This is a genomic window from Undibacterium sp. GW821-FHT07F11 (genome assembly GCF_059418665.1).
In genome coordinates this window covers 186,976-210,548 of the sequence record NZ_JBWKQH010000012.1, presented here as the reverse complement: position 1 = coordinate 210,548, position 23,573 = coordinate 186,976, and the positions used below count along the sequence as shown (strand labels likewise).

Below are 23,573 nucleotides of genomic sequence, written 5' to 3'. Positions count from 1 at the left end.
TCATGCATTCCGCACAACTATAATGCAAAGAGAGCAAGCCCACTTATTTATTTTTTACTTTTATTGCCTTAAAAATTAAGACTTTTGATGAAAAATATGGCAGTAATTTAATACATCCCCTCACTGCTGCCAGTACTGCATCATTTGCGCACTGGGGCTGATGAAAGATGCTTGGGCAAGGGTGCGCTGGTCAGTGACTTTAAAAATTCAACCAGGTCAGCTTTTTCCAGAGGGGTGAGTATCAGCGGCTTTTGTGATTCGGCGCTGCGGTAATAAATCTCCATTTCGACTGCGGCTTCCAGCGTGGCAACGCTGCCGTCGTGCATATAGGGTGCGGTCAGTGCTACGTTGCGCAGGCTGGGTGTGCGGAATTTGGCGATGTCTGCTGGCTTGAGGGTGACTGCAAAACGGCCCAGTTCTGCGATGTCTTCATCGCTGAGTACTTCCTGGTCCAGGCTGATTTTTTGTTCTTGTGCGCGTGCCAGGCGTTGCGTCAGTTCTGGCAGGCGGGCTTCGATCTTTTTAAAGCCCACGCCCAGGCCATGGAACTGATTATCGGTAAACAGGGCATGCGTCTTATCTATCTTGTGGCAGTTGATACATAGAGCACTGCCCATGAAAAGTTGCAGGCCGCGTTGCGCTGCGGGGCTGATGCTGGATTTGTCTTGCTGAAAATAATAGCGGTCAAACGGGCTGTCGCCAGCTACCAAAGTGCGTTCGAAACTTGCCAGCGCGCTGGCAACTTGTTCGAGGTTTATTGCCGCAGGTTTGATGTTATAGGCTTGCTGTAACAATGCTCGGTAAGCTGGATCTTTGCTTAAACCTGTGAGGATGGCTTGCTGGTCTTGCAGGCCATGTTCACGCGGATTTAAGAATGGATCGATGGCCTGGGATTCAAGCGTGCTGCGGCGGCCATCCCAAAACTGGCTTTGATTAAACGCAGCATTGATGAGGCTGGGGGTGTTGCGTGTGCCGATTTGTCCCTTGATGCCTTCTGCCAGTTTTTTGCCATCGCTAAAAGCCAACTCTGGCCGATGGCAAGTGGCGCAACTTATAGTGCCGTCGCGGCTCAGGTTTTTATCAAAAAAAATCTGCTGGCCTAGTCTGCTTTTGGCTGAATCCGCTGCTTGTGCGATATGAGGCAAACCCGTCAATGCCTGTTGATTGCTGTCTTCAGAAACGGCCAGGCGGCAAGCTGCTGACAACATCAACAGACATAGTAGTGTTCGCATTTTTTTGGGCATACGACCTGAGCTTTGATAAAAAATGAACATTGTACTATCGTCGGTTCAGCCACTCTTGTTTGCCTGATCGACTGACAACGACAAAAAAACCACGCTTCGGTTAGCCACAATGTTATCTGGCACGTTTCTTGATATGCTGTATTGGAACCGTAACCAAGAGACTAGAACATGGCCAAGTTTTTCAATGAAATGCACGCCTATGATGCCGCTGTATCGGGTGGCGCGGGCGGAGAATTGACGCGGGAACATTATCGCGAGTTTTGCAACTGGCTGGCTCAGCAACCGGCTGAACGATTGAAACGCAAGCGGGCAGAGGCTGACCTGAGTTTTCGCCGGGTGGGTATTACCTTTGCCGTGTATGGTGACGATGCGGGTACGGAGAGACTGATTCCGTTTGACATCATCCCGCGCATCATTCATGCGGGTGAATGGGCGCAGTTGCAAAAGGGCCTGGCGCAGCGGGTACAGGCGCTGAACATGTTCATCCATGATATTTATCACGCGCAGAATATCATCAAGGCGGGCATCATCCCGGCTGAGCAGATCTATAAAAATGCCCAATATCGCCCTGAAATGCAGGGTATTTCAGTCGCTTCTGACATTTATGCCCATATTGCGGGTGTGGATATTGTGCGGGCTGGCGAGGGCGAGTTCTACGTACTGGAAGATAACTTGCGCGTGCCATCCGGCGTGTCTTACATGTTGGAAGACCGCAAGATGATGATGCGGCTTTTTCCTGAGCTGTTTGCACGTAACAAGATTGCGCCGGTTGATCATTATCCGGACATGTTGCTGGATAACCTGCGCTCAGTTGCCCCTATGGGGGTGGACAACCCGACCGTGGTGGTCATGACGCCGGGCATGTATAACTCGGCCTATTTTGAGCATGCCTTCCTGGCCCAGCAAATGGGTGTGGAACTGGTCGAGGGCCAGGATTTGTTTGTGAATGACAATGCGGTCTTCATGCGTACTACACGTGGCCCTAAACGGGTGGATGTGATTTACCGCCGTATTGATGATGATTTTCTTGATCCTCTGGCTTTCCGGCCCGACTCTTCTCTGGGTGTGCCTGGCTTGTTGTCGGTGTATCGCGCTGGGCGCGTGACACTTGCGAATGCGATAGGCACGGGGGTGGCTGATGATAAATCGATCTACCCCTTCGTGCCGGACATGATCAAGTTTTATCTGACGGAAGAACCGATCTTGAATAACGTGCCGACCTACCAGTGCCGCAAACCCGAAGACCTGTCTTATACCCTGGCGAATCTCGGTGAACTGGTGGTCAAGGAAGTGCATGGTGCTGGCGGTTACGGCATGCTGGTGGGCCCGGCTTCGACCAAGGCGCAGATAGAAGATTTTCGTCAGCGCTTGCTGGCCAAGCCTGATGGTTATATTGCCCAGCCTACGCTTGCATTGTCGGCCTGCCCTACCTTTGTGGAAAGCGGCATCGCCCCGCGCCATATTGATTTGCGGCCCTTTGTCTTGTCTGGCAAAACCATCTCCATGGTACCAGGCGGCTTGACGCGGGTGGCCTTGGAAGAGGGTTCGCTGGTGGTGAATTCTTCACAGGGTGGCGGAACGAAAGATACCTGGATCCTTGAAAATTAAGTCAGGAGAATATACATGCTGAGCCGTACCGCTGATCATTTGTTCTGGATGGCGCGCTATACCGAGCGCGCAGAAAATACTGCCCGTATGCTGGACGTGAATATCCAGACCTCAATGCTGCCACAGTCTGCCGAAGATGCTGAACGTGGCTGGCGTGCCATGCTGGGTATATCTGAATTGCAGTCTGCCTTTGACCATCAATATGGTTTGCTGACGAAGAAGGATGTGCTGGACTTCATGGTCCGTGACCCGATGAATCCATCCTCGATTGCATCATGCCTGAAGGAGGCGCGGGAAAATGCGCGGGCAGTACGTGGTACGCTGACGACCGAGGTGTGGGAAACCCAGAACGCCACCTGGCTGGACATGCAGGACAGGTTGTCTGACACGATACTGGAAAACGACCCCAGCCAGTTTTTTGAATGGGTGAAATACCGCTCACATTTATCGCGTGGAGTGACGCTGGGTACCATGCTCAAGGATGAAGCGGTACACTTTATCCGCCTGGGTACCTTCATAGAGCGCGCAGATAATACCGCACGGATACTGGATGTGAAGTTTCACGGTGCCAAGGAAAGCGGGCGTGGCAATGATAATTTGCAGAGGGATTTCTATTATTGGGCGGCGTTGCTGCGCTCAGTCTCCGGCTTTGAGATTTACCGCAAGGTCTACCGTGATGTCATCACGCCTGAGCGGGTGGCAGAATTGCTGATGCTGCGCGGTGATATGCCACGCTCATTGTTGGCCTGCATGGATGAAGTGGTCGCCAATCTGAAAGAAGTGCGCAATGATGTCTCAGCCGATACCGAGCGTTTTGCTGGTAAGCTGCATGCAGAATTGCAATTTGCCCGTATCGAAGAGATATTGGCAGAAGGTTTGCATGACAACCTGACGCGCTTCCTGGAAAACATTTTTGACCTGGGTAACCGTGTCAGCCGCGACTTCCTGGTGCCGCTGGCGGCCTGAGAAAATAAAATATCATGCAACTTTTTATACGTCACCAGACTATTTACAAGTATTCAGCGCCGCTGACTTACACCATACAGCAGTTGCGCCTGACGCCACGCGCCGAGCAGCACCAGCATGCCATCTCCTGGCAGATAAAGACTGCAGGACAGCGCCATGCGTATATCGATGCCTATGGCAATCCCTCGCATACGCTGACCATCACTGGTCAGCATCATGAGGTTGCCATCATTGCCGAGGGCGTGGTTGAATTGACGAATCCTTATCAAGGACGCATCACTGACCCTGATACATTTTCACCACTGGTATTTACCGTACCGACGAGGCTGACCGAACCAGTACCGGCGATCATGGACTTTGCCCTCAGTCATTTACCTGACAGCGGCAAAACCACTACGGCTGCACTATTAAATCTGGCAACGCACATCCGTGGTGCAGTGGAGTATCAGTCTGGTGCAACCATCGTCACGACCAGTGCCAGCGATGCCCTGCAACTGGGCCGTGGCGTCTGCCAGGACCATGCCCATATCATGCTGGCTTGCTGTCATGCACGCGGCATACCTGCACGTTATGTTTCTGGCTATATCGATCCTGAATCAACCGGTCATGCCGACAGCCACGCCTGGGTGGATGTCTGGGTAGAAGACAACGACTATAGCGGCTGGGTCAGCGTTGATGCCACCCATGCCGCCCTGATGACGGACGCTTATTGCCGTTTGGCTATCGGTCGTGATTATGATTCTGCTGCACCTGTGCGCGGTGTGCGCCGTGGTGGCGGGTTGGAAACCTTGAGTGTGACGGTGCAAGTCACACCCAAATGAGTTTCATGCTTTATCCGGCATACCTTTAGCCTTTAACGCGGTGACAAAGGCATGCTCTTCCAGTTCGTGTAATCATGTATGCCGAACGAATACTGGGCTCCGGCAGTGCTGCCATTGAGGCTGATGGCAGTTACCACACGATTGAGCTCAGTACGCATGATGGCCTCGCCTTCTTCATAAAAACTGACATAAGCAGGTTCTTGTTGAGAGGTTTCTGCACCGACGATGGTGCGCCTGTTGTAGGTCACACCATAAGCAAGTTCATTCTTGATGAAATCAAACATGGGACCGCTGGTATCGCGGTAAGACATGATGGCAACAATGGGCACATTTTGGTAAACCCATTCAGCCAGATTGCCGCTGCCATAGCTATTGCTATACAGGCGTTCGTCATACCAGAAAGGAATATCTACCACCATGACAAGATTCCATCCAAGACTGGCACTTTTGGCATCAATACGGTTTTTCACATCGGTCACAAAATTTTGATATGCCAGAATGCCTGCTGCCAGATCACTTTTCCAAGGTTCTGCAGTATAGGGCTCCACATCAAAATGAATGGCACTGAAACGCTGTGCCACTGTTGCTGACTGTTGATAGGCAAAGACCCAATCCAGGAAAGCATTCTTGCGCGCTGCTCCAGTAGCGACTACCCAGTTTGAAGCGCCATCCAGGGCTTGTACAGAGATAGGTGTACTGATATTGCCTATGGTGACCAGTGCCGCCTTGAGCGTGCTGACCAGATATTGGTATTTGCTGACAGGGATGTCGCGATTGATCTGCAAGTACACTTCCGTGACTTGTTTGTCTTTGCAGAACCGTATCAGGGCATCGACATGCGTTTTATCTGCCGCGGTGAGCTTGTTGCCAGTGCTGAGTATACTGGTGGTATCCCACAACCAGGTTCCAGCTGCTTTGCCACCATAGAGTGGCGTGGTGCTCGCGGGTAAAACACTGGCACTGACACTGGCAGCCAGGGTAGCGACCGGAGGAGCTGCCAGGTTCGCATTACTTGCACTGCTGCGGGTATCGCCACCACCACAAGCTGACAGCATTAATACGCTCAGGCAAGCCAATATGCCATATCGCGCAGTCTTGGCGAGCCTGGCAAACTTGCCGTCAGTGCCGGGAGCAAAGTTCTTTTGCATGATCTAATCCCTCATCGCAGTTATAAAAAAATAATTCAAATACAGCAATATATTGTACCTTGTAAATACATGTGTTTTTTCAAACAGATGCATTTTTTAACGAAAGAACAATGTGAGGAACAAATGCAAATATCGCTCTGCTTGACAATGAAACATCGCCCTGTTCAATGACTTTTCATCATAAGGGCGCGCGCAGGCACGGATGAACTGAGTCCAGCTTTGCATACAAATGTGACACGCGTATTTCAACGCCCTGCTTTGGGGTAGAATTCAAGTTTCGACAGATCAAGAATCGGTACTATGACTTACTGTGTTGGCATGCGCCTTGACGCCGGGCTGGTGTTTCTCTCCGACTCACGCACCAATGCGGGCGTGGATCAGGTGGGCACCTTCCGTAAGATGTCGGTGTTTGAAAATCCTGGTGACCGCACCATGGTCTTGATGACTGCGGGTAATTTATCAATTTCACAATCAATACGCCAGTTAGTATCTGATCATGTTGATGCCAATGGCAAGAGCATCTGGACTGCACCAAACATGTATGAGGCCGCACGCATACTTGGTGAAGCCGTACGCACCGTGTATCACCGCGATGCCAAATCGCTGTCAGAGTTTGGTATAGACTTTAATGTCAGCCTGATTTTTGGGGGCCAGATCAAGGGCGAACGTTGCCGTCTGTTCCAGATTTATTCTGCCGGTAATTTCATTGAGTCGCATAATGAAAATACTTATTTCCAGATTGGTGAAGCCAAGTATGGCAAACCCATCATAGACCGCGTCGTGACGCCAAACACGCCACTTGATGAGGCAGCCAAGTGCGCGCTGATATCAATGGATTCTACCTTGCGCTCAAATGTGTCAGTGGGTCTGCCGCTGGATTTGCTGGTGTATGAAAACAATGAGCTGGCAGTCACCCACTTTGTCACTATCGATGAGAAAAATCAGTACTTCCAGATGATACGCAATACCTGGGGTCTGCAATTGAAGTCTGTCTTTGAAAGCATCGCTGATCCAGTCTGGAACGCCAGCCCTGAGATACAGGGCAATGTCCTGTCAGCCACCAACATGCACAGCAAACCTGTGCGTGTAGCCGTACCACCAGAATTGCGGGATATAAACACAACTACGCCATCACCTTTGCAGTCTTTGGCGCAACAGCCGAATAATACCAGGCAGGCTTGAGTATTATTTACAGGCAGGCTTGTCGCATTAAAGCTGATGCAACTCCGGCTTAGCGCATCCTAAGGTTCATACCTGACGGCGTTGATAAGGATAGTGACACCCATGTAAGTGCCGATGGGAAAACCCAAAAGTAATGGGCAGGCCAAAGCCATGGATGCACTGCGACTCCATGTCTTGTCTTGCTCAACCGCAGCGCTCAATTTGAAATGTGCAAAAGATAAAGTCGCAGTAAGAACAAATAGCGCAATATGTGGAATTGACTGACCGCCAGTTACGAATATGCCAAGCGCGAAAAAAAGTGTCACCAAGCCATACAGGTAGCAACTATACCGATGCATGTCTTCAAGCTTGCGTTTTGGCCCGGGCCCGTCCCATGATGATGCCATATACTCCCTTCAATCAATATTATTTATGCTAGAAACTGAAGGCTCAGTTGCAGGGTCTTTTTGTATTTTTATTCGAATGAATACTAGCGGCAATAGGTACTCACATCCCGCTGAGCAATCGCCTTGTCATTCGCATCAGTCTTGGCCCGGTTGCCGTGCACCAGGTCACCGTTCAGTATGCCTTTGGCCATGGCGCAACGTGATTCATTGGTTTCAGGCTGGTTGCCGGGAACAAAGGGAGAGGGCCCTTTGGGTTTCGCTACAGGCTCCTTGGCTTGCTTTGCCTGTTTTTCCATCTGGCGTTTGCGGAATTCGATTTCCTGCTCTTGCCAGCTCGGTGCGGCAGAGGGTTTTCCTTCCCCTGCGGTGACTTTTACTTCTTCCACTTTGGCTCTGCCAGCATCATCCTTTTTCTCGGAATAATGGGTTTTGCCATTTGCATCGACCCATTTATAGATCTCGGCATGAGCGGACACAGCGAATACCAGGCTCAGGCAAGTTGCGAACAAGACTGGTTTAAGAATAATTTGCTTCATTTTTTTAACATGTCCAATCGATGGCAAACAATATCAGAGCTTGTGTCCTGACACAAATGTCACAGGTTTCACTGGCAATTGCAAACTCGGCCAGCGCTGTTCAGCGCCTCACTTCCTGGCCTTGGTTTTTCGCCAGGCACAATCTGCAGAGTGATCACTCACCATACCTATGGCTTGCATATAGGCATAGATAATGGTCGAACCAACAAACTTGAAGCCGCGCTTGAGCAAGTCTTTGGAAATGCGGTCAGACAATTCCGTCGTGATAATGCGCTCACCACTATTGACGATGGGCTTGCCGTTTACATAGGCCCACAGATAGGCATCCAGGCTGCCTTGCTCTTCACACAGACGCAAGTAGGCTTTGGCATTGGTGATGGCAGCGGCAACCTTCAAGCGGTTCCTGACGATGCCAGCATTGGCCAACAAGGAAGCGACTTTTTCATCATCATACGCGGCGATTTTTTTTGCATCCCAATCATCAAATGCCAGCCGATAATTTTCTCGCTTATTGAGTATGGTTTCCCAACTCAGGCCGGCCTGCGCACCCTCGAGATTGAGCATTTCAAACAGGCGCACTTCATCATGGCAGGGCACGCCCCATTCATGGTCGTGGTAATGCAGGTACAGGGGGTTAGAGGGATTGGCCCAATTACAGCGTGTCTTCATACGTAAAAAACCATCTGGAGTAATATATCATGTGGGGAAAACCGAATTTTTAACAAAATTTTTCAATCCGAATTGACATTCTACTCATTTCTTCTAGAATCGTCGTTCGTCATCAGATAGTGGAACCACCATGTTGCGTTTTAAGCAAAGCAGTAAAAACCTGTTCGCCTTATCTGCAGTGAGCCTGATCCTCGCTGCCTGTGGTGGCAGCAGTAACCAGGATGCTAAACAGGCAGCCACTCCACCAGCGCCAGCACCTGCAATACAGGCAGCAACTGCCGCCGATGTCATGAGCTTCACTGGCAAACGTCAGAATTATATGATCTCACGGCTGGGGTCCACTTATGTAATTGTCGATATGGTGGGTGGCGCTGCACCGATCAGCGCCCCTCTGACAACCAATATCCTGCAATTCAGCGATTTTCGTGTCAATCTGCGCATTGGTGACAAGGCTGCGGCACTTTCTGCCACCAGCCTGAACAATCTGATTGATCTGTATGTGGCCTTCTTCAACCGTGTGCCAGATGCCGATGGTCTGTCTTACTGGATAGACCAGGTACAGGCAGGCATGAATGAAGCGCAAATTGCCGAGAGCTTTTATCTCGTTGCCCTGCAATCACCTGCCCTGACTGGTTATTCCAGCGGTATGAGCAACGATGATTTTATCCGCATCATTTATAAAAATGTACTGGGCCGCACCGGCAGCACCGCACCGAACGCGGCAGAAATCGATTACTGGTCCAGCCAGTTGAAGAATGGCACGCCCAAGGGCAGCATGGTCAGGGCCATCCTGGTATCGGCACGTGAATATGCCAATGATGCAACCTGGGGCTGGGTCACCAAACTGTTGAACAACAAGCTTGATGTGGCCAATTATTTCGCCGTCCAACAAGGTCTGAGCTATCTGACGCTGGACGACAATATCACCAAGACCATGGCGATTGCAGCAGCCGTCACCAGCACCTCAACCACAGCCGCCCGTGATTTGATAGGCGTAAGTGGCAATGCCATCAACCAGCCTACAACCGGCACAGGCACGACTGGCAGCTATGGCTCACCAGACAGTCTGGCCAATATCTGTACTCCAAGTGGTGAAAAAAGCTGGGTGCGTGCCCACCTTGACGATGTGTACTTGTGGTACCGCGATATCGTCAATGTACCGGCAACAAACTACAGCACACCGACCAGTTATTTCGACGCCCTGATCGTCAGGTCCAAGGACAGGTTCAGCTTCACTGATGCGCAAGGCAGCATAGATGATTACTTCCAGTCTGGTGAAGATGTCAGCTATGGCTATAGCCTGGTGCGTGAAGGCAGCAAGATACGCGTGCGCTACGTACAACCTGGCTCGCCTGCCGATATTGCGCAATTGAAACGTGGCACCACACTGGTGAGTGTAGATAATACTGATCTGGGTGGTTCTCTGAGCGATGTCCAGTACGATGCCCTGTTCCCGTCAAAAACGGAGACACATAGCTTCAGGGTGCAGGACACCAGTGCCAGCACCAGCCGCATCGTCAGCATGACATCCACGACAGTGACAACTGCACCTGTCTTGCAAGACCAGATACTGAATGTGAATGGCAAGAAGATAGGTTACATGGTCTTCACTGACCATATACGCACGGCAGAATCGCCGCTGGTGACAACCATGCGCAAGTTCCAGACAGCGCGCATTGATGATCTGGTGCTGGATTTGCGTTACAACGGTGGTGGTTATCTGTATATCGCCAATGAATTGTCAGCCATGATTGCCGGCACCAAGGTCGTCAACAAGGTCTTTGAACAACTGCAGTTCAATGACAAGCACACTGACCTGACGGCAGATAATATCTCCTACTTCTATGACACCGACACTAATGATCGCTTCCTGCCACAATTGAACCTGCCACGGGTGTTCATCCTGACTGGCAACGGTACATGTTCAGCCAGTGAATCCATCATCAATGGCCTTAAACCATTCATGCAAGTCATTCTGGTTGGCGACACCACCTGTGGCAAGCCATATGGTTTCATACAAACCAATAATTGCAAGACAGCGTATTTTGCGATCCAGTTTGCTGGCGTCAATGCCCTGGGTCAGGGTGACTTTACCAATGGCTTCACACCCTTGTGCAAAGCATCGGATGATTTGAATCATGAGCTCGGCAATCAAAGTGAAAATCGTCTGTCTGCAGCATTGACTTATGCCAGCACAGGTTCTTGCCCTGCGGCCAGTTTCAGTCCAGCGCCGCCGCCATCACAGGGCATACCTCTGCGCGACAAGAGCATGCAGCCATGGCGTAATATCAAACTGCTCAAGTCGGCGAATATGCAGGCCAGGTAAGCTGACAAAGTGAGTTGGCTCAGTGTGCTGGCCAAGTGAGCTAAGCAAACAACAAAAAGCCCGCAAGACTTGCGGGCTTTTTGTTGTCCTGAGAATGAAAGAAAACTCCGGACCTTTGCTTACTTTGACGGCCTCAATGCATCACCACCCTGCGCATTTTTTGTGAGATATAAGCCAGGCTGACCAGGCTCATCAAAGCACACACCAGAAAGGCGATGCCAACTGCCACCACACTCAGGGTTTCGCCTTTCAGTACCTGGTTCATCATCTGGTTTTGCGACAAAACCGGCACCCATTGGAACCACGCAGGCTCGCGCCCCGGGAAGATAATAGGCACCAGCGATACAAAGGGGATGAACATGGTCACCATCTGGTTGCGTACCTGGGCCTCCTTATAGCTTTTACAGTCCAGTGAAATCGCAATCTGTATGGCGGCAACACTGGCTGCCAATGGCAGCAAGACCAGCAAAAAGCCCATGGCATCCTTGAAGTTGAATTGAAATTCAGCACGCAAGGTTTCATTATGGATCAGCCATTGCGAGGGGAAAAAGCTGAAGATGGTCAGCACCACCACACCCATGCCGACGATGGCGACTGCGCCCCACTTACCGATAGTCAGTTGCCAGCCGTTGACGGGGTTCATCATCAGTGGCTCCAGTGAGCCACGTTCGCGTTCGCCTGCCGTGGTATCAATTGCGGCGTACATGCCACCCAGGACGATGGCCATCAAGACCATCATAGGCAGCATGGTGGTGATGGTGGCCTTGCGTTCTTCCGGCTTTTTGATATGGCGCTCACGAATGTCTATGCGCTGCAATAATTCCAGCGATACGCCACGCATGGCAAGCCCCAATGTAGCGAGCTCCTGCGAATAGCCATCCAGCAAACGACGCAAGGGGCGCACACCAAATTCTGCCTGGCGGTTCGAGGTGTCGAAGGCTATTTCCAATGTACCCTTGGCACCTGAGGCCAGTTTTTCATCAAAATCATCCGGAATCAGCAAGACGGGCTGGTCAAGTTCCTTGCTTTGTGATTTGGCGGCATAATCGTCAGGCGCTGTTTTGATTTGATAACCCTGACGCAGGATGAAATTTTCCAGACCACGGGCATGTTCTATACCTTTGACCATGACGGTGCGTTTTTCTTCCTGAGATTCAACCTGGGTCAGCACTACAGAAAAAATCAGCAGCATCAATGGCACGCCCAGCAAAGAGCTGATCAGGGCCACCATCAGGGTGCGGCGGTCACGCAAGGCATCGCGCAATTCCTTGCGCAGGATAGCTAAAGTCGCTTTCATCAATTCACTCCTGTCAGGGATTTTTGTGGGTGCAGGAATGCCAGTTTGACGAAGGCATCTTCAAAATTATTTTCACCGGATTGCGCCAGCAATTCTTCTACCGTGCCATGCGCCACATCCTTGCCCTGGGCAACGATGACAACCTGATCGCACAGACGCTCTACCTCTTGCATGATGTGGGTAGAGAAAATGATGCACTTGCCGCCACCTTCTGGCGAACGCAAGAAGCGCAAGAATTCTCTCAGTGCGCGGGTAGCCACCACATCCAGGCCATTGGTAGGTTCATCAAGGATGATGTTTTTTGGATCATGCACCAGCGCTCTTGCCAGCGCAGTTTTCATGCGCTCACCCTGACTGAAGCCATCAGTGCGGCGGTCCAGCAATTTGTCCATATCCAGCCAGTGCGATAACTGCTGGGTACGTTGTTCCGCATGCTCAGTATCCATACCATGCAGCACACCATAGTAATGAATATTTTCCCTTGCAGTCAGGCGTGGGTACAGACCTCGTGCATCAGACAACACACCCATATGTGATTGGGTCGATGAAGTGCCCGCTTTGACAGCCGTGCCATCAACCGTGATCTGGCCTTCATCGGATTGCAAGAGTGCGGCGATCATGCGCAGCGTGGTGGTTTTACCTGCGCCATTCGCGCCCAGCAAACCTGTGATGCATGCATCATTGGCGCTGAAACTGACCCCATCAACGGCCTTCACTACCTCACTGGTTTTTTTCATCAAGCCCAGGCTGCGGGCGGCATTGACAAAAGTATTGCCCGACGATTTGCCGAGGCGCACAAATTCTTTGTGCAAGTCATTGACGATGATCATGGCTTGGCCTCCTTGCCAGCTTTGTTGGCCGCGGGCGGCACGGGTGCCTGCCAGGCCAGGGCGCGTGGGATCTGGCGCACGCAGGCAGTATCAACCTTGACGGCTTCACTGTCTTCCTTGGCATTCAAGAAACGGTGTACCACGTCGCGTATGCAACCTTGCCCCAGCAAACCGTGGCCAGTGTTTTCTATCACTACATGGCGGGCATTCGGGCCCAGTGCCTTGGCGACTTCATCACCGTATCTGGTCGGGGTGACAGGATCAAGACCGCCACTGAGCAATAAGGCAGAGGAAGCGGAGACTGGCACTTTGAAGAAGTCTGCCGGTATTTCGCTACGCGGCCATTTTTTGCAGGTCTGTGTATATTGCTCCGCCATGAGTTTTTCAAAGTCATCATTAGCGGGCAAAGTCGCAGACTGGGCAAAAGCTTCGCCACACCAGACCGAGAAATGCATGCCGTAAGAAATGCCACCAGGCCCCGGCAGATTGGTAGCGCCTGTCATGGTAACCAGCGGTGCATAATTGCCCTGCTCTGCCTGAGTCAAAGCATACGGCAAAGCGGCCAGCGAATTGGGGCTGTACAAGGACTTGTGAACCAGCCCCAGCAAACTGTCGCGCGTCATCTCAGTCTTCATAGTCGTGCCCATGCGTGGGTGCGTGAAGCTGATTTTCTGTGGCTGGCTGGCCAGCAGTTTTTTCCAGCGATTCTCCAGGTCCGGGTAACTGGTATTGCAGGCGACTTCTTTTTTACAATCCCTGAACAGGGCATCGAGCGCTTTTTGTGCATCGGCACTGGCCAGGCGCATGCTAGGCGGCACCACGCCATCGAGTACGATGCGGCGCACTGATTGCGGGAACTGACGCAGATATTCCAGCCCGGCACGCGTGCCATATGAAGCACCGACGACATTGATGCGGCCATAGCCTTGCTGCAGGCGCACGGCTTCCAGATCTTGCATGGCGATACTGGTGCCAAAGTATTGCAGCTCGCCATAAGGCAGGGTCTGCAAATGGCGCATGCAATCATCAGTAACTTTAACTCTTTGTTCCGGTGATAAAACTTCTTCAGCTTTTTCGAGTTCCGGGCATTCCAGAGGCGCACTGCGGCCAGTGCCGCGCTGGTCGACAAACACCAGGTCGCGACGGCGGTTCAGGCGCGCCATCAGGCCTGTACCCCAACTGGCGACACTGATGGCACTTTGCCCTGGGCCACCGGCCAGCAAAAAGACCGCATCCGGCAATTTATTCCTGTCCTGCGAAGGGACAACCACATAATGGATGTCTATCTGCTTGCCTTGTGGTTGCGCCGGGTTCAAAGGTCTTTGTATCTGGCCGCATTGTACTTCTTGTGGGAAGTCTGGAAGACGGCAAGCCTTGGTGGCAGTGGTGGAGGCGGCGGCATTTGCGTGCGCTGTCACCGCGCTGCATAGCGCCAGCCCGGACATGAGCCTGAGCATGAATCTTTTGTTCAAATTGGTCTCCTGAAACTGCTTTACTTGATTACTTGCTTACTTGAATAGCAAGTTCAGGAGTCTAAGCGCAATTACTCAATCAGTAAATGGCAGTTGTGATTGCGTGCCAAGATTGGTCAGCAAAGTCTTGATAGGCGCAGGCAAACCCAGTTGCATTGCTTCACTGAGCGGATGCCAGCCATGCTCACCTTCTGCAACTTCCAGACGACGTTTTTTGAGTTGCACGTGCACCGGCAAGATGTGCAGTTTGAAGTGGGTGAATACATGGGCAAAGACTGGCAAGACCTGGATACTGGCGATGTCGCCAAAATGGCTGGCACGTGTTCGCACTGTGGTCATTTGCGCATCGACAGAGAAGGCATCATCCTCGCCGCTATATTCTTGCATGCCTGCCAGCTCGGGCAGTGATAGCAAACCGCCCCAGATGCCGGTGGGTGGCCTGCGTTCCAGCAAGACTTCTGCGCCATCCTGCATCAGCAGCATGATGGCCTGTTTTTCTTTTTGCGCCTTTTTTGGTTTGCGTACTGGCAGCTCTGCCGTCCTGCCCTGAGCATAAGCCACGCAACGTTGCTGAAAGGGGCATAGAGTACATTTGGGGCTGCTACGCGTGCATACCGTAGCACCCAGGTCCATCAGGCCCTGAGTGTAAGCACCTATATCTTGCACTGGCAATAAAGCCTGCGCCCGCAGCCACATATTGTCTTCAACGGGTTTGGTGCCAGGATAGCCATCTATGCCAAACACACGGGCGAATACGCGCTTGACGTTGCCATCGAGGATTGCCGCTACCGTGCCATAAGAAAATGCCGTGATCGCCGCTGCGGTAGAACGGCCTATGCCTGGCAAGTCTTGCAGCAAGGTTGGGTCAGCCGGAAACTTGCCCTGGTATTTATCCACCACCTGTTTGGCACATTGGTGCAAATTGCGTGCACGGGTGTAATAGCCCAGACCACTCCAGTGTTCCATGACTTGCTCAACCGGCGCGGCAGCCAGGTCAAACACGGTAGGAAAAGTTTCCAGGAAGCGTTTGTAATATGGAATAACTGCCGTGACCTGGGTCTGCTGCAGCATGATTTCAGACAGCCATACGCGATAGGCCTCGTGGCTTTGCTGCCAGGGCAAGCCGCGGCGGCCATGCTGTTTTTGCCAGGTAATGAGCGCGGCAGAAAAACTCGGATCGAAGTACGGGGCGAGGTTTGGGGCAAAGTTTGGTGATAAAGCAGATTGAGATTCAGGCTGAACCCGAGGCTGACCCGCCGGGTCAGCCTTGCTGCGTGATGCTGTGGACTTCATTATTTCAGGCAGCCACCCTGAGTGCAGTCAGTTCTGCAGTCAATGCTGTTCGCAGGGTATCTTCCAGATCGGTCAGCGCTTTTTTCTGCGCATCGATATCTGCCTGCAAGCTCTCGAACGATGTGATCTTGTCTTCCAGGCTGTCGGTCGCCACATGAATACGCTGTATCGATTGCATGCGGTTTTTCAACTGGCCTTTGTGCTCGCGTATTTGCGCTTCCAGCGGGGCCATGACGACTTTTTGCCAGGCTTCGACATCGCGGTTCGCTTGCAAAAAGCTTTGCTTGACGCGGGCAGCAACAGAATCAAAGAACTTGTGCATCAACACCACTTGTGGTGTGGTCAGCAGGGTCGCGGTACTGAACTGCTTTTGGTAGACAGCTTCAATAGCTTCGACTTCCTTGATGTATTTGTCGAGCGAGAAAGACATCGGTGCCGACAGTGCCAGACCATGCTCAGTCGAAAATTTGCGGTACATGACCGTCATCATTTCCGAAATCTCATCCGTCTTTTTATTCGATGTCTGCAGGTTCAGTTTAACTTGAGAAAAGAACTGTTTGACCGAATCACGCAGGCCAACCGAGAACTTGCTCTTCTCCATCGATTCACGCGATTTGCGGATTTCTTCACGCAGGATGTCCATGCCCAGGCTAGTATACACCTCGGTAGACAAGCGGGTAAACACCGAGCGCGTGCCCTGCATGCGTAACAGGCTGGCGTCGAATTCTTTTTTCTCGGCATCGATGCGCTTCATCATGTGTTCGATGACGTTCATGTTCTTGCCGCGCAGGCTCTTCAATTCCATCATCTGCTCAACCATGCTACGGCTGCGGGCAGAGATAACTGCCTGTTGCGCGTGGATGATTTCATTGATTTCTGAAGACATCTGGGCACGGATGATGTTTTGCTTGGCCGGTATCAATTCCTTGGACAGCGCATATTCCAGGGTAGGAAGGCGGCTGCGTGCCAGCAAAGGCGCATCTTTATTAATCTTGGCAACCAGGCCTTTTTGCGCAGAAATAGGGAAAATCTGCTTTTCTTCCAGGCCCAGGGTATGGGCAACGGTACTGACCTGGCGGACGATTTGTGCTTCCACCTCTTCAGGCGTGCGCAATTCATCCCACATGCTGTCTATCTTGTTCAGGACGACCATGCGGCCAGGGCCATTGCCGATATTATTGCGCCAAACATCGATATCGCTCTTGGTCACGCCAGTGTCTGCGGCCAGGATAAACAATACGGCATGCGCATTCGGGATCAGGTTCAGTGTCAGTTCAGGCTCGGTACCTATCGCATTCAGGCCCGGGGTATCGACAATGATCAGACCTTCCTTGAGCAAAGGATGGGGGAAATTGATGATGGCATGACGCCATTGAGAAATCTCTACCAGGCCATCTTCATCGACTTCCAGCGGTGCGTCGGGGTCGTTTTCATCAAACAGGCCATATTGCTTGGCCACGTCTATGCTGACTTTTTTGGTCAGGCTGACTTGCTTGAAGGCTTCCAGCATGCCGTCGCCAGAACTGATGTTCAAGGGCAGCACGGTCCAGACATGGCTTTGGCCCTTGTATTCACTGGTCGACTGCGCTTCAGCGCGGGTTTCTATCGGCAACAGGCGTATGCAAGGCGGGATGGTATCGTCATACAAAAGCTCGGTCGGGCACATGGTAGTGCGGCCGGCAGATGACGGCAAAATGCGTTGGCCATAGTCTGCAAAGAATATGGCGTTGATGAGTTCGGACTTGCCGCGTGAAAATTCAGCAACAAAGGCGATGGACAATTTGTCGTCAACCAGACGTTCCATCAAACGCGCAATGCGTTGATCACTGGCGGCATCGGCCATATCCGATCCATGTATCCATGACCGGTACTGCTCCAGCGCTTTGACCACTCCTTTGCGCCAGTCGCTGTACTCCTGGAATTTCTGAACCAGATTGCTCATGTTCCCCTCAGTTAACTTTTTTGATATTCCAAGTATATATGGAAGCGTTGAAAAAATACGCGTAAATCGAATTTTGCCCCCAATTCGGCTGGATTTGTGGGTTTATTTCTGACATTTTGCACAATAAAAGCTGCTGCGCTGCCCTTGTTTTATCTGTCTTATGGCTTCACCGCAGACCCGGCAAGGCTCGCCAGTGCGGTCATACACGAAATAAGACTGCTGAAAATAGCCGCTTTGCCCATCCACACCCATGAAATCCTTGAGGGTGCTGCCACCCTGTTCTATCGCTGCGGCCAGCGTTGCACGTATGGCCGCTTCCAGTAAAGTATAGCGCGCCAGACTGATGCGTCCAGCCTGAGTTTTAGGATTGATGCCCGCCCTGAACAGGCTTTCTGATGCATAAATATTACCAACACCAACCACGATGCCCCCGGCCAGCAAGACTTGCTTGATGGGTGCACTACGTTTTCTTGTTAATTTATATAACAATTCTGGATTAAATCCGGCTTCCAGCGGTTCCACACCCAACTGGCGTATCAGCAAATGCTCTTCCAGATCGCCGTCGACAGCATCGTGCCAGAGTACCGCGCCAAAGCGGCGTGGGTCTGTCATGCGCAGGGCAAATTCACCGACGACAATATCAATATGATCATGCTTTGCCGGTGGCACATTTTTATCCAGCACACGCAAATGGCCGGACATACCAAGATGTATGAGCAAAATACCGTTCTCAAAATGCAATAACAGATACTTGCCCCTGCGGCCAGTCGCCAATATCTGCCTCCCTGTCAGCAGGACAGGTAAATTGGCAGGGAAAGGCCAGCGCAAGCCAGCCCGGCGCATGACCACGTCGGTGACCTGTTTGCCAGTCAAGTGTGGCTCTACACCACGGCGAGTAACTTCTACTTCAGGTAATTCTGGCATGGGCGGGAACTTTTACTATTACAATCTGACACAGTGTATATACGCAGTGAAACCCACAGTTCTGCTGCTTCAGCGTAAAATCAGTCATCAACGTCAAATCCGGATTCGTTTTGAAAACACTGCCTACTATATTATTTAACCCTATTGTATCCGCAATATCATCCATGTCTGCCGCTTCACTGTGGCGACCTGCGGCGCTGGTATTAAGCGCCGCCCTGATCAGCGGATGTGCAAGCGTAGGTAAGCAAAGCGGCGAAGCTGTTGAAGATACCCATCATGTCAGCGATGCGGCACAGGCTGCCCTGTCTGCTGAAAAAACCCTGAACGGCGTCAGCAGCGCACCGGTCCATGAAGACCCTTTGCCTGAAGTAAAACTGACTGAAGAAATATTCTACAAAATCATTACCGCAGAAATCGCCAATCAGCGTGGCAGCTGGCAAGGCGCCTACGTGACCCTGTACTCAGTTGCCGAACAAACCCGTGACCCGCGTATTGCCAAACGGGCTGCTGAAATCGCCCTGGCGGCCAAACAATCGGGCGAGGCCTTGCAGGCCGTGCGCCTGTGGCGCGAGCTGGCACCAAATTCAAATGAAGCCACCCAGTATTATCTTGGCTTCATGCTGATGAATAATAATCTGGCTGAAATTCAGTCTGTTTATACTCAAAAACTGAAATCATCCGAGCCCAAGCAACTGGGAGTGATGATGTTGCAGGCACAGCGCTTATTGTCACGCGCACGTGATAAGAATACCGCATTCAGCACTCTTGAAACCCTGCTGGAACCGTATAAAAACAGTCCCGATGCGCATATGGCGTTGGCCCAGGGCGCATATGCCAAAGGTGACAACAAGCTTGCCGTCAGCGAAGCACAGGCAGTCTTGAAAGCCAGGCCTGATTCACAACTGGCGATACTGACGGTCGCCCAGGCATCTTCGCAGGCAGATGCGGCCAGGTCATTGGCTGCTTTTTTGGTAAAGAACCCTAGCGCCCGCGATGTGCGCCTGGCCTATGCCAGCATACTGATAGACCTGAAACAACTGGACCAGGCAAACCACGAATTTGAAACCATCGCGCGCGACAGACCTGATGACATCAGCGCCATCTACACCCTGGGTGTGCTGGCGATGGAACGCAATCAGTCGCAAAAAGCCGAAACCTATTTCCTGCAATATCTGCAGGCACTGGAAGGCAGAAGCGGCGAAGAACGCGACCCGACTACCGCCCTGGTGAATCTCTCGCGCATCGCTGCAGACCGCAAGGACTACAAGGCAGCACAAGACTGGCTGGCTCAGGTGGAATCTTATGATGGCCGCAATCCTGCCTGGTTCAATGTGCAGATACGCCGCACCTTCTTGCTGGCCAAGGAAGGCAGGCTGCTGGAAGCACGCGCCTTCATACAGCAAATCAAGGCCAGCAATGAAACCGAGCAGATCCAGCTAATACAGTCAGAAGCGCAGTTATTGCGTGATGCCGGTATGCCGGATCAGGCCAAAGCCGTGCTGGAACAAGGCATCAAGCAGGCACCAAATAACCCCGACTTGCTGTATGACTTTGCCATGCTGGCCGAGTCGCAAAAAGACATCAGCAGCATGGAAGCATCACTGCGCAAGGTCATAGAGCTGGCACCAACCAGCCAGCACGCTTATAACGCCCTCGGTTATTCATTTGCTGACCGCAATGTACAACTCGATGAAGCAAATACCCTGATAGAAAAAGCCAACCAGCTGGCACCGGATGATCCCTTCATTCTTGATAGCCTGGGCTGGGTCAAGTTCAGGCTGTCCAAATATGACGAAGCTGAACAAGCCCTGCGCCGCGCCTATCAGATGCGTCCTGATGCCGAGATAGCCGTGCATCTGGGTGAAGTCTTGTGGACCATGGGACAGAAAGATGATGCGAAAAAAATCTGGCGCGATGCCCAGAAAAAAGATCCGGAAAATCAAACGCTGAAGTCCACTCTGGAAAGATTGAAAGTCAAGCCCTGATACCAATCTTGTTCATGATATATACATCAAAGTTTTGATATAGAAGTACAGTGGCGGACAGACAATGTCCGCCTTGTCATTTATACGCAAACATACGCACAACCAACACAGCAAACATGTCATCAAACACCCGATTTAGTCTGCTCGCTTCAGCTTTCTTTTGCACCTTGCTCAGCACAGGCTGCGCCAGCCTGAACAGCCAGACACAAGCACCTGCGACTGCAGGGGCCAATACTGCCACCATAGCCACAACTGCCAGCGCCCGGCAATATCAGCAACAGATACAAATCAGCGGCAAGATATCCATCCAGTACCAGCAGGCTGACAAGCCCCAGAGCCTGCCAGGCGGCTTTGAATGGGAACAGGATGCCAAAGGCATACGCATCAATCTCTTGTCACCCCTGGGCCAGACCATGGCACGCATTACGCAGACTGCACAAGGTGCCATACTGGAACAGGATGGCAAAACCCCACGCTCAGCCAGCGACCTTGACCAGTTATTGCAAGATACCCTGGGCTGGTCTTTGCCGGTAGCAGGTTTGCGCGACTGGCTGCAAGGCTTTGTCGCCATCGACGGCAAACAACTGACTGCCGTGAAAGCAGAAGACCAGACCGTGACTACCCAGGGCTGGAAGCTGCGCTATGTCAGCTGGCACGAACAACCCAGCTTTCCGAAACGCATAGACTTGCAAAGATATACTGAACAGGCTGGCGATATCTCCATCCGCATCGTGGTGAATGAATGGAAATGAGCAGACTGGACAATTGCCCTGCCCCCGCCAAACTCAACCTGTTTTTACATGTGACAGGCCGCCGGGCAGATGGTTATCATTTGCTGCAAACCGCCTTCCAGTTGATAGACCGTTGCGATTATCTGGATGTGGAAGTGCGTGCCGATGGCCAGATACACCGCTGCAATGAAATAGAGGGCGTGCCTGCGGACAGCGATTTGATCGTCCGTGCAGCAAGATTATTGCAAACCCATACTGGCTGCACTTTGGGTGCGAACCTGACTTTGCGCAAAAACCTGCCCATGGGTGGCGGCCTGGGTGGCGGTTCATCTGACGCGGCCACTACCCTGCTGGCGCTAAATCATTTATGGCAAACCGGCGTCCAGCGCGATGAGCTGATGAAGCTGGCCCTGCAACTGGGGGCAGACGTGCCATTCTTTCTATTCGGAACAAATGCCTTTGCAGAAGGGGTGGGAGAAGAATTGCAGGCCCTGGTCACGCCAGACGTCTGGTTTGTGGTGCTGGAGCCAGGCGTACAAGTCCCCACGCCTGCAATTTTTTCGGCAAAGGAGTTGACAAGGGACACAAATCCGGTCAGAATAGCGGACTTTTCCAGTGATGCAAAACATAATTGGAAAAACGATCTGCAAACAGTTGCCTGCGCATTGTTTCCGCAAGTTGATGCAGCCATTAAGTGGCTCTCACAATACGGCGATGCAAAGATGACGGGATCAGGAGCTTGTGTTTTTTGTGCCTTTGCCGACGAAACGGCAGCAGACATAGTGTTAAAGCAAGTACCGGATCGCTGGACATCATGGAAAGCAAAAGCGCTGAGTAGCCACCCGATGGCGCAGAAATTGGGATCGAAAAATATTTGGCTTGAAGCCGGTTTAACGCTAAAATAGCGGCGAACTTGGAAACAGGCAAACGGTTGTGTAGGGGAGTCGCCAAGCTGGTTAAGGCACCGGATTTTGATTCCGGCATGCGAAGGTTCGAATCCTTCTTCCCCTGCCATTAAATTAAAGCCGCCGCATAGATTGTGCGGCGGCTTTTTCAGTTTTATCAGCGGCTATTTTTGTGTAAAACCCATGCAAAATAAGCCAGACCCACAAAATCTCAGCCGATAGGTCCCAGCCATGGCAAATGCGCGCGCAAATGACAACATGATGGTTTTCACTGGCAACGCCAATCCTGCACTGGCTGCCGGTGTTGCCAAACAACTCGGCATCCCCCTCGGCAAGGCAGACGTTTCCAAATTCTCTGACGGTGAAGTGATGGTCGAGATCAACGAAAACGTCCGTGGTAAAGATGTGTTCGTTTTGCAATCCACTTGCGCACCCACCAACGACAACCTGATGGAAATCATGTTGATGGTCGATGCACTGAAACGTGCTTCTGCCGGTCGTATCACTGCTGCTATCCCTTATTTTGGTTATGCCCGTCAAGACCGTCGTCCGCGTTCTGCGCGTGTGGCGATTTCTGCCAAGGTCGTTGCCAACATGCTGGAAGAAGCCGGTGTAGACCGCGTGTTGATCATGGACTTGCATGCTGATCAAATCCAGGGCTTCTTTGATATCCCTGTCGACAATATTTATGCTTCGCCAATTTTGCTGGGTGACCTGGTCGCCAAGAATTACGAAGATTTGCTGGTAGTGTCCCCTGACGTGGGTGGTGTGGTACGTGCCCGTGCCCTGGCAAAACGCCTGGGTTGTGACCTGGCCATCATCGACAAACGCCGTCCAAAAGCAAATGTCTCTGAAGTCATGAACATCATTGGTGAAGTTGAAGGCCGTAACTGCGTCATCATGGATGACATGGTTGACACTGCCGGCACACTGACCAAAGCTGCTGAAGTATTGAAAGAGCGTGGTGCCAAGAAGGTATTGGCTTACTGTACTCACCCTGTTTTGTCTGGCCCTGCGATACAGCGTATTTCGCAATCGCCGCTGGATGAACTGGTCGTGACAGACACGATCCCGCTGACAGAAGCTGCCCGTGCCTGCTCCAAGATACGTCAATTGTCTTGCGATAGCCTGCTGGCAGAGACTTTCCGCCGCATCACCAAGGGCGAGTCTGTCATCTCCTTGTTCACGGACTAAATCTTTTTCCGGCCCTGCCATCTCCTTGATGGCAGGGCTATTTTCTGGGCCCCTGGTCGCGGGGGTTCAACACCGTAAAACCGAAAAACGGTTTGCATTTTTTGGAGTAACACC

Annotated in this window: 19 protein-coding genes and 1 tRNA gene; 10 read left to right on the top strand and 10 right to left on the bottom strand. The window is 51.8% G+C overall.

Annotation, left to right across the window (positions count from 1 at the left end):
- Window positions 1-140 precede the first annotated feature (140 nt).
- Complete coding sequence (locus AC07OI_RS26920) at window positions 141-1,232, bottom strand: cytochrome-c peroxidase (RefSeq protein ID WP_495259305.1); 1,092 nt, start codon at window positions 1,230-1,232, stop codon at window positions 141-143.
- A gap of 180 nt (window positions 1,233-1,412) precedes the next feature.
- Between AC07OI_RS26920 and AC07OI_RS26915 the strand changes: the two genes are divergently transcribed.
- The 3 genes from AC07OI_RS26915 to AC07OI_RS26905 are packed head-to-tail and all read left to right on the top strand — an operon-like array spanning window position 1,413 to window position 4,639.
- The gene (locus AC07OI_RS26915) at window positions 1,413-2,852 is read left to right on the top strand and encodes a circularly permuted type 2 ATP-grasp protein (protein ID WP_495259304.1); all 1,440 of its coding nucleotides are present in this window, start codon (window positions 1,413-1,415) and stop codon (window positions 2,850-2,852) included.
- 15 nt (window positions 2,853-2,867) lie between these two features.
- Window positions 2,868-3,818 carry an alpha-E domain-containing protein gene (locus AC07OI_RS26910; protein ID WP_492705628.1) on the top strand — a complete coding sequence of 317 codons (951 nt, stop codon included), beginning with the start codon at window positions 2,868-2,870 and terminating at the stop codon, window positions 3,816-3,818.
- Window positions 3,819-3,832: 14 nt separating this feature from the next.
- Window positions 3,833-4,639, top strand: coding sequence for a transglutaminase family protein (locus AC07OI_RS26905; protein WP_492705626.1), 807 nt, complete (start codon window positions 3,833-3,835; stop codon window positions 4,637-4,639).
- A 32-nt stretch (window positions 4,640-4,671) separates the two neighbouring features.
- Here AC07OI_RS26905 and AC07OI_RS26900 read toward each other — a convergent pair whose 3' ends face one another.
- On the bottom strand, window positions 4,672-5,787 hold the full coding sequence (locus AC07OI_RS26900) for a hypothetical protein (RefSeq protein WP_495259303.1): 1,116 nt from the start codon (window positions 5,785-5,787) through the stop codon (window positions 4,672-4,674).
- 300 nt (window positions 5,788-6,087) lie between these two features.
- Here AC07OI_RS26900 and AC07OI_RS26895 point away from each other — a divergent pair, with 300 nt between their 5' ends.
- A complete protein-coding gene (locus tag AC07OI_RS26895) occupies window positions 6,088-6,969 on the top strand; it encodes a proteasome-type protease (protein WP_495259302.1) in 882 nt (293 codons plus the stop codon).
- Between the two features lie 469 nt (window positions 6,970-7,438).
- On the opposite strand, the gene AC07OI_RS26890 is transcribed toward AC07OI_RS26895, so the two are convergent.
- Both AC07OI_RS26890 and AC07OI_RS26885 read right to left on the bottom strand, forming a co-directional pair.
- Window positions 7,439-7,891 (bottom strand): DUF4124 domain-containing protein, encoded by a 453-nt coding sequence (locus AC07OI_RS26890; RefSeq protein WP_492705620.1) that lies wholly within the window; start codon window positions 7,889-7,891, stop codon window positions 7,439-7,441.
- A gap of 108 nt (window positions 7,892-7,999) precedes the next feature.
- The gene (locus AC07OI_RS26885; RefSeq protein ID WP_495259301.1) at window positions 8,000-8,560 is read right to left on the bottom strand and encodes a DNA-3-methyladenine glycosylase I; all 561 of its coding nucleotides are present in this window, start codon (window positions 8,558-8,560) and stop codon (window positions 8,000-8,002) included.
- 130 nt (window positions 8,561-8,690) lie between these two features.
- Between AC07OI_RS26885 and AC07OI_RS26880 the strand changes: the two genes are divergently transcribed.
- Entirely contained in the window at window positions 8,691-10,886 is a 2,196-nt protein-coding gene (locus tag AC07OI_RS26880; protein ID WP_495259300.1) for a DUF4214 domain-containing protein, read from the top strand.
- A gap of 133 nt (window positions 10,887-11,019) precedes the next feature.
- On the opposite strand, the gene AC07OI_RS26875 is transcribed toward AC07OI_RS26880, so the two are convergent.
- From AC07OI_RS26875 to mutM, 6 genes are all read right to left on the bottom strand, one after another.
- The gene (locus tag AC07OI_RS26875) at window positions 11,020-12,183 is read right to left on the bottom strand and encodes an ABC transporter permease (RefSeq protein WP_495259299.1); all 1,164 of its coding nucleotides are present in this window, start codon (window positions 12,181-12,183) and stop codon (window positions 11,020-11,022) included.
- Entirely contained in the window at window positions 12,183-13,013 is an 831-nt protein-coding gene (locus AC07OI_RS26870; protein WP_495259298.1) for an ABC transporter ATP-binding protein, read from the bottom strand. Before AC07OI_RS26870 ends, AC07OI_RS26875 begins: the two co-directional genes overlap by 1 nt.
- Window positions 13,010-14,485, bottom strand: a complete 1,476-nt coding sequence (locus tag AC07OI_RS26865; RefSeq protein WP_492705611.1) for an alpha/beta hydrolase — start codon at window positions 14,483-14,485, stop codon at window positions 13,010-13,012. Before AC07OI_RS26865 ends, AC07OI_RS26870 begins: the two co-directional genes overlap by 4 nt.
- A 75-nt stretch (window positions 14,486-14,560) precedes the next feature.
- Window positions 14,561-15,778: an A/G-specific adenine glycosylase gene (gene mutY / locus AC07OI_RS26860; RefSeq protein WP_495259297.1), complete on the bottom strand. Its 1,218-nt coding sequence runs from the start codon at window positions 15,776-15,778 to the stop codon at window positions 14,561-14,563.
- A 4-nt stretch (window positions 15,779-15,782) separates the two neighbouring features.
- Window positions 15,783-17,720, bottom strand: coding sequence for a dynamin family protein (locus tag AC07OI_RS26855; RefSeq protein WP_492705607.1), 1,938 nt, complete (start codon window positions 17,718-17,720; stop codon window positions 15,783-15,785).
- A gap of 102 nt (window positions 17,721-17,822) precedes the next feature.
- The gene (gene mutM / locus AC07OI_RS26850) at window positions 17,823-18,644 is read right to left on the bottom strand and encodes a bifunctional DNA-formamidopyrimidine glycosylase/DNA-(apurinic or apyrimidinic site) lyase (protein WP_495259296.1); all 822 of its coding nucleotides are present in this window, start codon (window positions 18,642-18,644) and stop codon (window positions 17,823-17,825) included.
- A 164-nt stretch (window positions 18,645-18,808) separates the two neighbouring features.
- On the opposite strand from mutM, the gene AC07OI_RS26845 reads away from it, so the two are divergent.
- From AC07OI_RS26845 to AC07OI_RS26825, 5 genes are all read left to right on the top strand, one after another.
- A complete protein-coding gene (locus AC07OI_RS26845; protein WP_495259295.1) occupies window positions 18,809-20,629 on the top strand; it encodes a tetratricopeptide repeat protein in 1,821 nt (606 codons plus the stop codon).
- Window positions 20,630-20,745: 116 nt separating this feature from the next.
- Complete coding sequence (gene lolB, locus AC07OI_RS26840; RefSeq protein WP_492705602.1) at window positions 20,746-21,381, top strand: lipoprotein insertase outer membrane protein LolB; 636 nt, start codon at window positions 20,746-20,748, stop codon at window positions 21,379-21,381.
- Window positions 21,378-22,265, top strand: coding sequence for a 4-(cytidine 5'-diphospho)-2-C-methyl-D-erythritol kinase (gene ispE, locus AC07OI_RS26835; protein WP_492705600.1), 888 nt, complete (start codon window positions 21,378-21,380; stop codon window positions 22,263-22,265). Before lolB ends, ispE begins: the two co-directional genes overlap by 4 nt.
- A 32-nt stretch (window positions 22,266-22,297) precedes the next feature.
- Window positions 22,298-22,374 (top strand) — tRNA-Gln (locus AC07OI_RS26830).
- A 122-nt stretch (window positions 22,375-22,496) separates the two neighbouring features.
- The gene (locus tag AC07OI_RS26825) at window positions 22,497-23,459 is read left to right on the top strand and encodes a ribose-phosphate pyrophosphokinase (RefSeq protein WP_162039708.1); all 963 of its coding nucleotides are present in this window, start codon (window positions 22,497-22,499) and stop codon (window positions 23,457-23,459) included.
- Window positions 23,460-23,573 lie beyond the last annotated feature (114 nt).